The 13,974-nt window shown below is 70.8% G+C and carries 18 protein-coding genes and 1 pseudogene; 9 read left to right on the forward strand and 10 right to left on the reverse strand.

Features of this window, described 5'->3' with window-relative positions; genetic code table 11:
- Nucleotides 1–20: 20 nt before the first annotated feature.
- Together ACIPXC_RS11135 and ACIPXC_RS11140 are read right to left on the reverse strand one after the other, a co-directional pair.
- Nucleotides 21–425, reverse strand: a pseudogene (locus ACIPXC_RS11135) (serine/threonine protein kinase); the annotation flags it as partial.
- A 214-nt stretch (nucleotides 426–639) separates the two neighbouring features.
- Nucleotides 640–1,503, reverse strand: a complete 864-nt coding sequence (locus ACIPXC_RS11140) for a menaquinone biosynthetic enzyme MqnA/MqnD family protein (protein WP_401615739.1) — start codon at nucleotides 1,501–1,503, stop codon at nucleotides 640–642.
- A gap of 237 nt (nucleotides 1,504–1,740) precedes the next feature.
- Here ACIPXC_RS11140 and ACIPXC_RS11145 point away from each other — a divergent pair, with 237 nt between their 5' ends.
- Complete coding sequence (locus tag ACIPXC_RS11145) at nucleotides 1,741–1,944, forward strand: cold-shock protein (RefSeq protein WP_030012116.1); 204 nt, start codon at nucleotides 1,741–1,743, stop codon at nucleotides 1,942–1,944.
- Nucleotides 1,945–2,146: 202 nt separating this feature from the next.
- Here the strand turns inward: ACIPXC_RS11145 and ACIPXC_RS11150 are convergent, their stop codons facing one another.
- Nucleotides 2,147–3,850 carry a hypothetical protein gene (locus tag ACIPXC_RS11150; RefSeq protein WP_401615741.1) on the reverse strand — a complete coding sequence of 568 codons (1,704 nt, stop codon included), beginning with the start codon at nucleotides 3,848–3,850 and terminating at the stop codon, nucleotides 2,147–2,149.
- Between the two features lie 397 nt (nucleotides 3,851–4,247).
- Between ACIPXC_RS11150 and ACIPXC_RS11155 the strand changes: the two genes are divergently transcribed.
- Nucleotides 4,248–4,844 carry a dihydrofolate reductase family protein gene (locus ACIPXC_RS11155; protein WP_401615743.1) on the forward strand — a complete coding sequence of 199 codons (597 nt, stop codon included), beginning with the start codon at nucleotides 4,248–4,250 and terminating at the stop codon, nucleotides 4,842–4,844.
- A 101-nt stretch (nucleotides 4,845–4,945) separates the two neighbouring features.
- Here the strand turns inward: ACIPXC_RS11155 and ACIPXC_RS11160 are convergent, their stop codons facing one another.
- The 3 genes from ACIPXC_RS11160 to ACIPXC_RS11170 are packed head-to-tail and all read right to left on the reverse strand — an operon-like array spanning nucleotide 4,946 to nucleotide 5,564.
- Complete coding sequence (locus tag ACIPXC_RS11160) at nucleotides 4,946–5,146, reverse strand: hypothetical protein (protein WP_401615745.1); 201 nt, start codon at nucleotides 5,144–5,146, stop codon at nucleotides 4,946–4,948.
- A gap of 39 nt (nucleotides 5,147–5,185) precedes the next feature.
- Entirely contained in the window at nucleotides 5,186–5,419 is a 234-nt protein-coding gene (locus ACIPXC_RS11165) for a hypothetical protein (protein ID WP_401615747.1), read from the reverse strand.
- On the reverse strand, nucleotides 5,412–5,564 hold the full coding sequence (locus ACIPXC_RS11170; protein ID WP_401615749.1) for a hypothetical protein: 153 nt from the start codon (nucleotides 5,562–5,564) through the stop codon (nucleotides 5,412–5,414). The genes ACIPXC_RS11165 and ACIPXC_RS11170 overlap by 8 nt, the downstream gene beginning before the upstream one ends.
- 149 nt (nucleotides 5,565–5,713) lie before the next feature.
- On the opposite strand from ACIPXC_RS11170, the gene ACIPXC_RS11175 reads away from it, so the two are divergent.
- From ACIPXC_RS11175 to ACIPXC_RS11185, 3 genes are all read left to right on the forward strand, one after another.
- Complete coding sequence (locus tag ACIPXC_RS11175; RefSeq protein WP_401615751.1) at nucleotides 5,714–6,472, forward strand: GntR family transcriptional regulator; 759 nt, start codon at nucleotides 5,714–5,716, stop codon at nucleotides 6,470–6,472.
- A 138-nt stretch (nucleotides 6,473–6,610) separates the two neighbouring features.
- A complete protein-coding gene (locus ACIPXC_RS11180; protein ID WP_401615753.1) occupies nucleotides 6,611–6,814 on the forward strand; it encodes a hypothetical protein in 204 nt (67 codons plus the stop codon).
- Between the two features lie 99 nt (nucleotides 6,815–6,913).
- Nucleotides 6,914–7,114, forward strand: a complete 201-nt coding sequence (locus tag ACIPXC_RS11185; protein WP_401615755.1) for a hypothetical protein — start codon at nucleotides 6,914–6,916, stop codon at nucleotides 7,112–7,114.
- 70 nt (nucleotides 7,115–7,184) lie between these two features.
- On the opposite strand, the gene ACIPXC_RS11190 is transcribed toward ACIPXC_RS11185, so the two are convergent.
- The 3 genes from ACIPXC_RS11190 to ACIPXC_RS11200 all read right to left on the reverse strand — a co-directional run bounded on the left by ACIPXC_RS11190 (nucleotide 7,185) and on the right by ACIPXC_RS11200 (nucleotide 10,903).
- Nucleotides 7,185–9,065 (reverse strand): AMP-dependent synthetase/ligase, encoded by a 1,881-nt coding sequence (locus ACIPXC_RS11190; RefSeq protein ID WP_401615757.1) that lies wholly within the window; start codon nucleotides 9,063–9,065, stop codon nucleotides 7,185–7,187.
- Nucleotides 9,066–9,381: 316 nt separating this feature from the next.
- Complete coding sequence (locus ACIPXC_RS11195; protein WP_401615759.1) at nucleotides 9,382–10,170, reverse strand: helix-turn-helix domain-containing protein; 789 nt, start codon at nucleotides 10,168–10,170, stop codon at nucleotides 9,382–9,384.
- 325 nt (nucleotides 10,171–10,495) lie between these two features.
- Nucleotides 10,496–10,903: an ATP-binding protein gene (locus tag ACIPXC_RS11200; RefSeq protein WP_401615761.1), complete on the reverse strand. Its 408-nt coding sequence runs from the start codon at nucleotides 10,901–10,903 to the stop codon at nucleotides 10,496–10,498.
- 155 nt (nucleotides 10,904–11,058) lie between these two features.
- On the opposite strand from ACIPXC_RS11200, the gene ACIPXC_RS11205 reads away from it, so the two are divergent.
- The 4 genes from ACIPXC_RS11205 to ACIPXC_RS11220 all read left to right on the forward strand — a co-directional run bounded on the left by ACIPXC_RS11205 (nucleotide 11,059) and on the right by ACIPXC_RS11220 (nucleotide 12,512).
- Entirely contained in the window at nucleotides 11,059–11,916 is an 858-nt protein-coding gene (locus tag ACIPXC_RS11205; RefSeq protein ID WP_401615763.1) for a helix-turn-helix domain-containing protein, read from the forward strand.
- Nucleotides 11,913–12,104 carry a DUF397 domain-containing protein gene (locus tag ACIPXC_RS11210; protein WP_401615765.1) on the forward strand — a complete coding sequence of 64 codons (192 nt, stop codon included), beginning with the start codon at nucleotides 11,913–11,915 and terminating at the stop codon, nucleotides 12,102–12,104. Before ACIPXC_RS11205 ends, ACIPXC_RS11210 begins: the two co-directional genes overlap by 4 nt.
- A gap of 22 nt (nucleotides 12,105–12,126) precedes the next feature.
- The gene (locus ACIPXC_RS11215; protein ID WP_401615767.1) at nucleotides 12,127–12,318 is read left to right on the forward strand and encodes a DUF397 domain-containing protein; all 192 of its coding nucleotides are present in this window, start codon (nucleotides 12,127–12,129) and stop codon (nucleotides 12,316–12,318) included.
- Nucleotides 12,319–12,383: 65 nt separating this feature from the next.
- Nucleotides 12,384–12,512 (forward strand): hypothetical protein, encoded by a 129-nt coding sequence (locus tag ACIPXC_RS11220; RefSeq protein ID WP_401615768.1) that lies wholly within the window; start codon nucleotides 12,384–12,386, stop codon nucleotides 12,510–12,512.
- 77 nt (nucleotides 12,513–12,589) lie between these two features.
- Here the strand turns inward: ACIPXC_RS11220 and ACIPXC_RS11225 are convergent, their stop codons facing one another.
- Complete coding sequence (locus tag ACIPXC_RS11225) at nucleotides 12,590–13,930, reverse strand: dicarboxylate/amino acid:cation symporter (RefSeq protein WP_401615769.1); 1,341 nt, start codon at nucleotides 13,928–13,930, stop codon at nucleotides 12,590–12,592.
- Nucleotides 13,931–13,974: the final 44 nt, after the last annotated feature.

The following is a 13,974-nucleotide window of genomic DNA, read 5'->3' on the forward strand; positions in this document are numbered from 1 at the left end:
GGCGGATTTCAGGGGCTGCCGTGGACCAGGCCCAGGCCGTGCACGGCCATCAGGGCACGTGCCAGCCCCGCACCGATGGCCCGTACCGAGGTCTCGGGCAGCGGCCCGTGCGCGGCGAGCGCGCGGTCCAGGGAGGGGCCCGCCACGTATCCGTTGGCCACCCACGGGACCGGGGCCTCCGGGTCCGCGTCCAGCACCGGGGCCGTCCACTCGCCGCCGACCCGCCGGGCCGCCTCGACCTCTCGGCGGAAGCGGGTCCGGAACTCCTCGTCGGAGGCGAAGTGCGGATGCACGATCTTGACGGCGACGGTCCGGCCGCCCGCACTGCGGCCCAGGTGGACACGGCCCATGCCGCCCGCGCCGAGCCGGCCGAGCAACCGGTACGCGCCGATGGCGCGCTGCTCACCGGCTTCCAGCGGATGCATCCCGTCCCCCAATTCCCCGTGATGCGGGGCGCCTTGTGGCACCCCGGCAGAGCAGCAGCCCAGGGGGTGTCCTGCCGATCAGGCCGGGGAGAGGGCGGGGCGTCACCCTTTTGCATTTCCGCGTACCGGTGGAGGAATGCGGAAAGGACGGGAATTCCCGGGAAACCGGGCATTCACCCGCCGGGCACTTTGGATCAACCCGGCGGTAAACCCGTCAGCACTCCTGTACCACCGCACTCAGCAGCTCCACGGACACATCCGCGGGATACCCCGTCGTCGGTCCGGTTCGACGGGCGAATTCCCGTACGCCGGCGAGCTGATCGGGCCCGAAGCGGAAGTCGAGCGTCGTGAAGTACCGTTCCAGCAGCTCCGCGTCGAAGGCTTCCCAACGGGCCGCCTGTTCGGCGACCTTGGTGACCTCTTCGAGGGACAGGTCACGGGAGGCGAGGAAGGCCTCGTGGACCTTCTGCACGACGGCGGGCTCCCGGGCGAGGTAGTCCTTGCGGGCGGCCCAGACGGCGAAGACGAACGGCAGTCCGGTCCACTCCTTCCACATGTGCCCCAGGTCGTGGACGGTCAGTCCGAGCCGGGGCGCGTCGTGGAGGGAGGCCCGCAGCGCGGCGTCGCCGATCAGCACGGCGGCGTCGGCCTCCTGCATCATCACGCCCAGGTCGGGCGGGCAGGTGTAGTACTCGGGGCGTACGCCGTACTGCTCGGAAAGCAGCAGCTGGGCCAGGCGTACGGACGTACGGGAGGTCGATCCGAGGGCGACGCGGGCTCCGTCGAGCTGCTCCAGCGGGACCTGCGAAACGATCACGCAGGACATCACGGGACCGTCGCAGCCGACCGCGAGATCGGGGAAGGCGACGAGCCGGTCGGCGTTGCGGAGGAATTCGACGAGGGTGATCGGGGCGATGTCCAGCTCGCCCTCGACGAGCCGCTGGCTGAGCTTCTCGGGGGTGTCCTTGGTCAGCTCCAGGTCCAGCAGCGTGCCGGTTCTGGCGAGCCCCCAGTAGAGGGGCAGGCAGTTCAGGAACTGAATGTGGCCGACGCGGGGCCGGCTGCGGTAGGCGTCCACATCGCGAGACTAGTCCCACGGTCTGCGTCAGCCTTGCGGTGGGTCTCAAACGTCCGGGTGACGTGATCTTTCCCTCTGGTCTCCGCCACGGGGTGCATGCTAGGCTCGACGCAAGTTGCAGTTTGGTTTCCCTTGCAGTACGAGGCCTGCGGAGAATGTGACCCGCAGGCTTTTGTAGTTTTCAGACTTCTTAGCAGGTTCTGGAGCAGGGCGACCCTTTGGCCCATAGGAGGGCTCATGGCTACCGGAACCGTGAAGTGGTTCAACGCTGAAAAGGGCTTCGGCTTCATCGCCCAGGACGGCGGCGGCCCGGATGTCTTCGTCCACTACTCCGCGATCAACGCCTCTGGCTTCCGCTCCCTCGAGGAGAACCAGACGGTGAACTTCGACGTCACGCAGGGTCCGAAGGGCCCGCAGGCGGAGAACGTCACCCCGGCCTAGTCGCCTGGGCCAACCTCAATCGCGGGTTGGAAAAGCAGTACCCAAGGAGCCCCGCCACCTCTGCGCGAGCAGAGCGGCGGGGCTCCTGCCTTTCCCCCTCCCGGGCCTTTCCCCCTCCCGGGGCGAGGCGGACCGAAACGCCTCCGGGCCCGCACCGTGTGCGCGGTGCGGGCCCGGAGGCGTCGGCGTCGTACGGCCCGGGTTACTTCCGGGTGGCGGCCGGGGCCGGGGCGGTGATCTCGATGTCGATGATCAGAGTCACGTCCTCGGGGGTGACCAGGCGGAGCTGGTAGGTCCCCGGGGCGAGGTCCGCGTCCGTGTGGAGCTCCGGCAGGACGATCCGGCCGTCGGTCGCGGTCGCCGCCAGGGTGAGGCCGAAGACCTTCTTGCCGGCCGCGTCCTTGAAGTACGGGCCCTTCGCGGTCGCCGGGTCGGCCGGCACCCACGTGCCGTCCTCCTTCTCCTGGCCGAAGTCGGCGACGACACCGGACACCGCGACGGCCTTGCCCTTGGCCGTGGCCAGGACCTCGACGCCCTTGATGCTCGTACCGGCCTCCGCCTTCAGGGGCTTCGACCCCTCGGGGCGGGCAAGCAGGTCGGCGGCCGGAGCCGTGACCTTGCCCGTGAAGTTCACCGTGAGCCGGCTCGTGGTGTCGTAGGCCGAGGCGCGCAGGGTGAAGGTGCCCGCCGCGTCGCCCGCCGTCAGGCCGGGAGCGGCCGCGATGCCGTCGGCGCCCGTCTTGACCACCAGGGACTTCGCCGTCCCGAAGAGGGTTCCGGGGGTACCGGTGGCGTCCTCCTCCACCGCGAAGATCACTTCCTGGCCGGCCGCGGGCTTGCCGTCGCTCAGGAGCAGCTTGACCCGCGGGACCACGGTGAAGGCCGCGCCCGCCTCGGCGGTGAGACCGGGACCGTCGAGCACCGTCAGCTCGGCCAGGTGCGGGGCCGGCTTCTCCGGGGTCGGGGTCGGCGTCGGCGTGGGGGTCGGAGTCGGGGTGGGGGTCGGAGTCGGGGTCGGGGTCGGCGTGGGCGTGGGCGTGGGCGTGGGCGTCGGCGTGGGGGCCGGCGTATGCGTGATCGGGTTCTGCCGACGGGGCGTGGGCAGGGTGCCCGGCTGCGCGGGCGGGTAGTTCCCGACCGGCGGGTTGGCCACCTCGGTGGCGCCCTGCTGGTACTGGCGCATGTAGCCGAGCACGGTGTTCACGTACTCGCGGGAGTTGTTGTAGCTGAGGATCGCCTTGTCGAGCTGGGCGGCCACGGACAGGTTCCGGTCGCCGCCGCACAGGTAGAGGCCGGCGCCCAGCGCGGCGTCGTAGATGTTGTTCGGATCGCGCTTGGCGTCGCCGTTGCCGTCGGCGCCCCAGGTGGCCCAGGTCGAGGGGATGAACTGCATCGGGCCGACGGCTCGGTCGTAGACCACGTCGCCGTCGAACTCGCCCCGGTCGGTGTCGCGGATCTCGGCGAAGCCGTTGCCGTCGAGGCGCGGGCCGCGGATCGGCCTCTCGGTGTAGCCGTCGGCCTTGAGGCCGTAGCCGGAGGCATGGACGGACTCGACCCGGCCGATGCCCGCGAGCAGCTGCCAGGGCAGCTTGCAGTTGGGCAACGCGGCGGCCACGGACACCTCTGCGCGGTGGTAGGCGTCCAGGGCGGTCGCGGGTATGCCGCTGGCGCCCTCCTGGGCGCCCGTCCCCGTGGCGGGCGGCGGGTCGGCGACGATGTCCGGCAGGTCGAGCCGGGCGTCACCGCGGTCGGTGGCCTGCGGGCTGTCCGGGGTCGGTTCGGACTCTCCCGCATCCGCGGTCGACGGAGTGGACACGACCGCGGCAGTGGTCAGGCTGGCCGCGAGCGCGGCCGTGCACAGGACCTTGCGCGAGGTGTTGACGATGTGGCGGTGAAGCGGCTTCACAGTGCGGCGATCCCCCCAAGGAGCCGTTCAAGGGTATGCGGCCGGTCCGGCCGTGAATATCCACTGTCTATCAGGTATTCCGACCCGACTCGCCCCCCGCCCGGCAGATGTGACGCACCATTCGTCTCGTCTTCGCCGGGGTCCGACGACAGAACGGACAACGGTGTCAACTCTTCGCCCGAAACGGCCCGGAGACAACCTGATTCCGGCCAGATCCTGCACGTTCAGGACAACCGAACGGGCAGGCGGTCACGCCGCCCACCGCCCGCCGGGCCGCGCCACCGGAATGTGACCCGGATCACTCGGAAAGTGTCGTCGGGACCGATGCATTCCGCCCGGCCCGCCGGTCTTAGCTCTGTACACACCGACCGACCCGGACAGCAGAGGAGCGCACCCCATGCGCATCGTCATCACCGAATTCATCAGCCTCGACGGCATCGTGCAGGCCCCGGGCGGCCAGGGCGAGGACAACGACGGCGGCTTCGCCCACGGCGGCTGGACCCACCCCTTCTTCGACCCGGAGGTCGTCGGCGGCTCCTTCACCGAGGCGCTGGAGAAGGCCGACGCACTGCTGTACGGGCGCCGCACCTGGCAGAACATGGCAGCCGCGTGGCCCGAGCGGGCCGGCGACCCCTTCGCCGACCGGATGAACGCCCTCCCGAAGTACGTCGTGTCCGACACCCTCGGCGACGACGAACTGACCTGGAACAACACCACGCGCATCGACGGAAGCAAGGCCGTCGCCCGCATCCGCGAGCTGCGCGACACCGACGGCGGCGACCTGGTGGTCATGGGGAGTCCCACCCTCGTACGCACCCTGCTGAGCGAGGGCCTCGTCGACGAACTCCGGCTCATGATCATGCCGGTGCTGCTGGGCGGCGGAAAGTCGATCTTCCCGGAGGACGGCGGCCTGCACACCCTCGAACTGACCGCCACGGCCATCAGCCCGGCGGGCGTGCACGTGTGCACCTACCGCCCGGCCGCCAAGGCCTAGCCGCGACCGGAGCCGGAGCCGAAGCGCGCGGTCGGGGCGGTCGGCAGGTCTGTCGGCGGGATCCGGCCGTGCGGCCCGTCAGAACAGGGTGATGCGCTCGGTCAGAACACGGCGGTCCCGATCCCGACCAGGAGGCCGGCCACCGCCGCCAGCGCGATGGCCGCGAACAGGCCGACCGGGGAGGCGCGAAAGTACCCGCCACCGTTCGCCACGGTGCCGGTGCGCGCACAGGCCGACAGCCAGGCCGCGAGCGTCGGGAACCGTACGAGCAGCAGACTCATCCGCACGCTCAGGGCGGCCATTTGAGGCGCGCACCCATCCAGACATGGATGGGCTGCACCTCAGCCGTCACCTCCCGCCCTGGGCCAGTCGGCGGGCTCAATGTTGCCGACTGACGTTGTGAACTCTCGTCCGGACGGTCCCCGAACGTACGCCAGCTCCACCCAGCGCTCGATGTCCGTGCACGAAACGTTCTCGTTGACCACGGCCATCAGCTCACCCTCGACGCCGGAAGCGATGTCACGCACGCGACGGCGCAACAGTCGGTGCGGCATGTATTGGTACTGCTCAGCCATGAGGTGCCCCCTGCCAGGAATCAAGGAAGCGTTCCCAGCCGACCATCGCTCGGTCCAGCAGATCCGCACTCGGCTCCTGTGGCATCAGCCCCATCTGGAAGGTGTCTGTCGTCTCGACGTCGGACACATCGCCGCCCTGCAGCATGGCATCACCTCTCTAGAGATGTATCCACTACAGCCAATGATGCCATCGCCTGTCAATACATCTCTAGAGATCTAGACCCCATGGGGGTGCGTGCAGGGGTTCACCTCTAGCTCTAGGGTGTCTAGAGAGGAGAAGGAGTGATCGGTTTCATGACCAGCCAGGGCAGCACCCGTCAGCCGAAGTACCAGCGGATCGCTGATGCGCTGAGGACGGCTATCCAGGCAGGTGAGTACGGCCCGGGCGATCGGCTGCCGGGCGAGAACGACCTCATGGCCACCTACGCGGTCGCCCGTATGACCGCACGTCAGGCCCTCGGCGTACTTCAGAACGAAGGCATCGCGGAGGCCCGGAAGGGCGCAGGCGTCTTCGTGCGCGCGTTCAAGCCCCTGCGGCGACGTGGCATCCAGCGGCTGGCGCAGGAACAGTGGGGCGCGGGGCGCTCCATCTGGTCCGACGACGCCGGAGACCGTGAGCTGGTCGTCGATCAGATCGAAGTGCGTGAAGTGGAGGCGGACAACCGCATCTCCAACGCGCTTGGCCTTCCACCGGGTGCTCAGGTGTGGGCGCGCAGCCGTCGTTTCGTGCTGGACGGAAAGCCCGTGCTGTTCGCGACGTCATACCTGCCGTCGGATGTCGTCGGGGACTCCGCCATCACTCAGGTGGACACCGGACCGGGCGGGACGTACGCCCGACTGGCAGAACTGGGTCATGGTCCCGTTCATTTCCGTGAGGAGATCCGATCCCGGATGCCCTCGGCCGACGAGGCCGAGAGGCTGGTGCTCTCCATGGGCACACCGGTCATCCAGATCGTCCGCACTGCCTTCGCCGAAGGCGGGCGGGGCGTTGAGGTCAACGAGATGACCCTGGACTCCGCGTCCTACGTACTCGAGTACGACTTCGACGCCTGACCCTCGACCATCAGCAGCCGTGCGAGGCCGACTGACGGGGGTCATCCTGTGGTCGCCCCCAGCGTAGGGGCTGCGCGGCAGACCCCCACCCCTGCGGTGGTCGTTCCGGCGGCACTCGGGGCAACGCTGATCACGTTGTTGTGCGCGTACGCACTGCTGAACCAGATCTTCGGTTTCGTGGAGCCGATGAACGACACAGGCAACGCCGGCCCTACCAGTGGTCCCGCCGCCTGGGCGCTGTGGGCGTCTTACGCCTCCCTCATCGCGCGCGTCCTCGCCCCGCGCGTGGTCTCGTACACGCCCCGCCTTCAGGGCGTCAAGACCCGAGATGCAGTGGCGTGACGGGGCAGGGATGGCGGGGCGCAATGGTCGTACGAGGTCCGGGCCGTTCGGACCGGTCGGCCGGGGACGCCGCTCACCCGCAGCACCGAGGAGTACGTCATGACCAGCATCCACCGTCTCGCCCTGCTCAAGGCCGCCATCGCCGTGGAAGCCCTGCGCGTGGCGCCCGGCGCGATCGGGGACTCGGATGAGCGCGCCGCCACCGGCACGCTCATCCCCATGCGGCCCGCCACCCGGGGCGCGCCCGAGCGTCCCGTGCGGCGGGCATTGCTGCGCGGCCGCCGGTCCGACGCCGCCTGAGGCGGCGGCGGGGCCGTCCCGGGACGGGCGGCGCAGGTCAGAGCCTCGGAGGCGGGCGTGCCGGCCGGCCTCACCGCTCGCGCGGACCCCGGTACAGCTCGTCGATGCGGTCCGCGTAGTCGCGCGCGATCGCGCCCCGCCTGAGCTTCAGCGACGGGGTGAGATGGCCGCGCGCCTCGGTGAAGTCGCCCGGCAGGACGGCGAACCGGCGGATCGACTCGGCCCGCGACACCAGCCGGTTCGCCTCGTCGACGGCCCGCTGGAGGTCGGCGAGCAGTTCCTCGTCCCGCACGAGCTCCCGCATCGGCACGTTCTGCTTCCTGCGCATCTGGCGCCAGTGCCACAGCCCGTCCGGCTCCAGGGTGATCAGCGCGGCGATGTACGGGCGGTTGTCGCCGACCACCATGCACTGCCCGACCAGCGGGTGCGCCCGCAGCCAGTCCTCCAGCGGTGCCGGGGCCACGTTCTTGCCGCCGGAGGTGATGATCAGGTCCTTCTTGCGGCCGGTGATGGTGAGGTACCCGTCCGCGTCGAGCTCCCCGATGTCGCCGGTGGCCAGCCAGCTGCCGTACGGGAGGACCTGCCCGCTGTTCCAGTAGCCCGCGAAGACGTGCCGCCCGCCCAGCAGCACCTCCCCGTCCGGCGCGATCCGTACCGCCGTGCCCGGCAGCGGCCAGCCCACCGTGCCGAGCCGGGGCCGCAGCGGCGGGGTCACGGTGCTGGCACCGGTCGTCTCCGTGAGCCCGTAGCCCTCGAAGACCTCGATGCCCGCACCCGTGTAGAAGGCGGCGAGCCTGCGCCCCAGCGGTGATCCGCCGCTCAGGACGTAGCGGACGCGGCCGCCGAGCGCGGTCCGGATGCGCCGGTAGACCAGCGGGTCGTAGAGCGCCCGCGCGGCGCGCAGCATCGGCCCGGGCGCCTTGCCCTCGACGCTTTCGCCGAACCGGCGCGCGATGCGGGCGGCCCGGTCGAAGGAGGAGGCGCGGCCCATCTTCTCGGCGGTGACGCGGGCGGTGTTGTAGACCTTCTCCAGGACGTAGGGGATGGCGAGCAGGAAGGTCGGGCGGAAGCCCGCGAGGTCGGCGAGGAGGTCCTCGGTACGGATGCTGGGCGCGTGCCCGAGCTTGACCCGGGCCCGCAGGCAGCCGACCGCGACCATCCGGCCGAAGACGTGGCTGAGGGGCAGGAAGAGCAGGGTCGAGGCCGGGTCCTTGCTGACCGACTTGAACACGGGGTGCAGCAGCTCGATGGAGTTGTCGACCTCGGCGAAGAAGTTGGCGTGGGTGATGACACAGCCCTTGGGCTGTCCGGTGGTGCCCGAGGTGTAGATGAGGGTCGCGACGGAATCCGGGGTGCGGTTGCCCCGCCGGGCGTGCACGAGGGCGTCGGGGATGCGTTCGCCCGCCTTCACCAGCCGGCCGATCGCCCCCGTGTCGAACTCCCACAGGTGGGCCAGCCACGGCAGGTTGACCCGCTCGGCGCTGATGATCCGGGCCTGCGCGGTGTCCTCGACGGCGCAGGCGACGGCCCCGGAGTCCTGGATGATCCAGCGCGCCTGGAGGGCGGAGGAGGTGGGGTAGATCGGTACGGTGACCAGCCCCGCCGCCCATCCGGCGAAGTCGAGCAGGGTCCATTCGTAGGTCGTACGGGCCATGATGGCGAGCCGGTCGCCCTCGCGCAGCCCTTCGGCGATCAGGCCCTTGGCGACGGCGAGGACCTCCGCCGCGAACTCGGCGGCCGTGACGTCGCGCCAGGTCCCGTCGGCGTCCTTGCGTGCGAGCACGGCCTCGTCCGGGGCCTGCGCGGCGTTGTCGAAGGGGATGTCCCCGAGGGATCCGTGCGCGGGGACGGCGGCGAGCGCGGGCACCCGCACCTCGCGCACCACTCCGTCGACGACCGTCCGGACGGGCTCCACCAGCTTCGGCCCCACCAGCTTCGGCTCCGCTTCCACGGCGTACCCTCCTCGGCTCGCACCCAGTGTTACCGCCGGTAATTTACGGAGGGGCCACCCCGCCCGACCAGCCCCCGGAGCCCTTCTTCACCGACGCTCCACTCCGCCACCGCACCGCGCGAGGGAACTGAGGAGGGCCACCCCGCGTACCGCGTCGCCGACGCTCACCGCGGGGTCCCGCCCCCGCCCGGGACCGCCCGGGACCGCCCGGGCCCCGAGGGGGCAGCGGGGACGTCCCGTCGCTCACCCCGCAGGAACGGGCGACGGCCGGGCATCGACGGCGCGAGCAGTGCGGGCCGGTCAGCCCCGGAGGTCCTTACGCGGCGTCCGCCGGGCGGGCGTCCTGCGAGCACGCGCCGCAGCGGCCCGGGGCCGGGGCGCGGAAGGCGTGGTCGCAGCCGTCGCAGTTCTGGAGCGGGTCCGGACGGACGGGCGGGCGGACCGGGCGGCCCGGCGGGGCGGGCGGCAGGTGCGGCGGGAGCAGGGCGGTGAGCCGGTACGCGAGGACGGACGCGGGACGCCGCATGTCCGCAGGGAGGTCCGAGGACAGGGCCCGCTCGACCGCGCCCGGTTCGACGCCGCGCCGCAGCCACTCCGACACGCCCGGCGTGAGCCGCCGTACGTCCCGTTCGGACAGCAGGAGCCGCGGATCGCGGCGGCGCAGCCGCGCCAGCAGGTCGGCCGCGCCGGGGTGCGCCCGCTGCGCCTCGGGAGCCGCCGCGGGTGGGGGATCGTCGGCCTCCTGCGGTACGACCTCCGGCTCCGGTTCCGGTGTCGGCTCGGGATCCGGGTCCGGGTCCGGGTCCGGTACGGGTTCCCGGCCGGGCCGAGGAGGAGGGCCGTCCGGGGCGGAGCCCGGCTTGTTGTACGAGTACGTACGGGTCACCACCCGCCCGCCCTCCAACCACTCGCGCCGCCGTTCCAGGTACCCGTGCCTTTCCAGCTCCCGCAGGGCGGAGGCGATCCGCACCTCGCCCTCCGGGAAGCGGCCGGCGAGGGCCTTGATGCCGACGGGGGCGCCGTCCGGCAGCGACTGGATGTAGGCGGCGACGCCGATCGCCGTCGCGGACAGCTCGCGGTGCTGGAGGAGGTGGTTGCCGACCACGGTGTAGTGACTCGCGTGCCACGTGTTGACGTGGATGACACCGGATCGGGCGGCGCCGGAGGGAACGAGGGACGTGGCGCGCGAGGGCGCGCTAGGGTGCTGTGGAGCCATTGGGAAGCCGGTTACTTCCTTGTTGGTCAGGCCCTCGGCCGGGATGCCAGTCCCACCGGGGGCCGTCTCATGTCTGGGGTTGTCGCGGCGAGCATATGCCCGCCAACCCACCTGAAATCCAGCCCAGTTGACACTTTTCACCCGACCGAGCGACGGGGGCCGGGTTTGGTTGGTGGGTTGGTTCTTTCTCCCGGTTCTTTGGGTCTTTATGCGTCTAAGCACGCCGGGTCGCGGCCCCCCGTGACCCGGCCCTCAGGGGCACCTCCGCCCACACCACCTTGCAGGGCGACGGCCCTTCCCTGACGCCCCAACGGTCCGCCAGCGCTTCGACGATGACCAGCCCGCGCCCCGCGTCGCGGATGCGCGGGACCCGGTCGCCGCGCGCGTCCGTCACCTCGATCAGCAGCGTCTGAGGGGTCGCCGTGAGGGCGAGCCGGAAGTCCCGGCCGGGCACGCGCCCGTGGGTCACGGCGTTGGCCGCCAGCTCCGCCACGACGTGCGCCGGTTCGATCAGGGGCAGGCCCCAGCCGCGTAGTTGCTCGACGGCCAGGAGACGGGCGAGGCGGGCAGCGCGCGGGGTCGCGGACAGCTGGACCTGGAAGTCGACGAGTTGAGGAATCACGTCACTCAGCGTGTCCGTGCGTGCGTACCGTGAGAAGCGGCACCGCCCGTGCGTCCCGGCTTTGTCCGGGGCTTGTCCGGACCCGTCCCGACTGTCCGGACCGGCCCGAGGGGTACGAGGCGTTGCGTACATCGGCTCGTCGGAGGTGGGCGCGCGTGGGCGTGGACAGTGACGGTACGGAAGAGCCCGGCTGGGACGTCGACCCGGAGGACGAACAGGGTGCGGCGGTGGTGGCCGCGCTGGGCCGCCAGCTCAGGGCGTGGCGCGAGGCGGCCGGCCTGCGGCCCGCGGACTTCGGGGCGGCCATCCAGTACGGGGAGGACCAGGTCCGCAAGGTCGAGTCAGGCAAGCGGATCCCCCGCCCCGAGTACCTGGACAGGGCGGACGAGGTCCTGAACGCCGGGGGCCGGATCTCCGCGATGAAGGCCGACCTGGAGCAGGTCCGCTACCCGAAGAAGGTCCGAGATCTGGCGAAGTTGGAACGCCAGGCGGTCGAGATCAGCGTCTACAGCACGCACGTCGTACACGGGCTGCTCCAGACAGCCGACCACGCACGGGCCCTCTTCGAAATGCGGCAGCCCGCGTACTCACAGGACGAGGTGGAGCGGTATACAGCCGCACGCGTCGCCCGGCAGTCCGTCTTCAGCCGGACGCCGGCCCCCACGATCAGCTTCGTCCACGAAGCCTCTGCGCTGTGCCGCCCCATCGGAGGCACAATGGTTTGGCGAAGTCAGCTGGAACGGCTTCTGGAACTGGGCCAGTTGCGACATGTGACGCTGCAGGTCATGCCGAACAGTCGAGAGGCACACCCTGGCATGGACGGTGGAATCGAGATCCTGAAGTTCGGGGACGGAACGGCCGTGGGACGCTCCGAAGGGGCGTTCAACGGACGCCCGGTCTCCGACCCGAAGCAGCTCCGAGTCCTTGACCTGCGCTATGGCATCATCCGGGCTGAGGCTCTCACGCCGCGGGAGTCGCGGGCCTTCATCGAGGAACTGCTGGGAGAAACATGATCCACCGCCCCGAGTTGGACTGGTTCAAGAGCAGCTACAGCAGCGGCAGCGAGGGCGACTCCTGCGTCGAGGTGGCGACCGCCCCTACCGCCGTCCTCGTCCGGGACTCCAAAGACACCGCACGCGCCCACCTGGCCTTCGGCCCTCACGCCTGGGCAGGATTCGTCGCCCACGCGTCCCACGCCTGACGACACCCCGGGGCAGGAGCACATGACCGACAACCGTGAGCTCGGCTGGTTCAAGAGCAGCTACAGCGACAGCGGCGACATCAACGACTGCGTCGAGGTGGCCAACACCCCCGGCACAGTTCTGGTCCGCGACTCCAAGGACACAGCCCGCACCCACCTGACCTTCGGCCCTCACGCATGGGCAGGATTCGTCGCCCACGCGTCCGGCGGGTGACGGAACCGGCCGGGGTTTCTCGCCCGCGTCTCTCGATGAACGGTCGCCAACCATGCGGGGGATGGATGTCGTGCGAGGACGCCCGCTTCATGGGCGGCCTCTCGGTGCTCCCGGGCCTGCCGGGCCTGCCGGGCCTGCTGATCACCGTGACCCCGCTCGCACCGCTCGCTCGCGGCCGCGCCGCCACGGCCTGACGCCCCGCCCCGACGTACACGCCGCAGCCCCCGCCCGGACGGGGCGGGGGCTGCGGCGAGCGGGAAGGGCCGGGGCCTCAGGCGGTCGCGGCGGCCGGCTGCGGCACGGCGTCGACGGCGGCCGGGGCCGCGACGGGCTCGTCCAGCGGGGAGCCCGAGGCGTTCGCATAGGCGTCCTTGTCCAGGATGCCCTCGCGGGCCGAGACGATGACCGGGACCAGCGCCTGGCCGGCGACGTTCGTGGCCGTGCGCATCATGTCCAGGATGGGGTCGATGGCCAGCAGCAGGCCGACGCCGGCGAGCGGGAGGCCCAGGGTGGAGAGGGTCAGCGTCAGCATGACGGTGGCACCCGTCAGGCCGGCCGTGGCGGCGGAGCCGATGACCGACACGAAGACGATGAGCAGGTACTCCTTGATGCCCAGCTGCACGTCGAAGATCTGCGCGATGAAGATCGCGGCGAGCGCCGGGTAGATCGCGGCACAGCCGTCCATCTTGGTGGTGGCGCCGAACGGGACGGCGAAGGAGGCGTACTCCTTCGGGACGCCGAGGCGTTCGGTGACCTTCTGGGTGACCGGCATGGTGCCGACGGAGGAGCGGGAGACGAAGGCCAGCTGGATGGCGGGCCAGGCGCCCTTGAAGAACTGGATCGGGTTGACCTTGGCGACCGTCGCGAGCAGCAGCGGGTAGACGCCGAACAGCACCAGGGCGCAGCCGATGTAGACGTCGGCGGTGAAGGTGGCGTACTTGCCGATCAGGTCCCAGCCGTAGGTGGCGATGGCGGTGCCGATGAGGCCGACGGTGCCGATCGGGGCGAGGCGGATGACCCACCACAGGGCCTTCTGGAGGAGTTCCAGGGCGGACTCGGCGAGGTCGAGGACCGGCTTGGCCTTGGCGCCGAGCTGGAGGGCGGCGATACCGGCGACGACGGCCAGGAAGACGATCTGAAGGACCTTCAGCTCGGTGAACGGCGTCACGATGTCGGTGGGGACGATGCCGGTCAGGAAGTCGATCCAGGAGCCGGTCTTCTTGGGCTCCTTGCCGTCGGCGGCGGTGAGGCCGGTGCCCGCGCCGGGGTCGGTCAGCAGGCCGATGCCGATGCCGATGCCGACCGCGATCAGCGAGGTGATCATGAACCAGAGGAGGGTGCGGGAGGCGAGGCGCGCCGCGTTGTTCACCTTCCGCAGGTTGGTGATCGACACCAGGATCGCGAAGAAGACGAGCGGGGCGATGGCCAGCTTCAGCAGCTGGACGAAGATGTCGCCGGTCTTCTCCAGGGTGGTGGCGAGCCAGCTGACGTCCTGGCTGCGGGCTATCCAGCCGAAGAGGACGCCGAGGGCCAGACCGGCGACGATCTGGGCCCAGAAGGGGAACTTGAACGAGGCCTTGGCAGGGGCCTGTGGGGTCGCGGACACGGACACTCTCCGGAGGTGGCGCACGTAGTGAGGGGGGTTCTGCGTGGTGT

The sequence above is a fragment of the Streptomyces sp. NPDC090021 genome (assembly GCF_044748225.1).
Classification (GTDB): Bacteria; Actinomycetota; Actinomycetes; order Streptomycetales; family Streptomycetaceae; genus Streptomyces.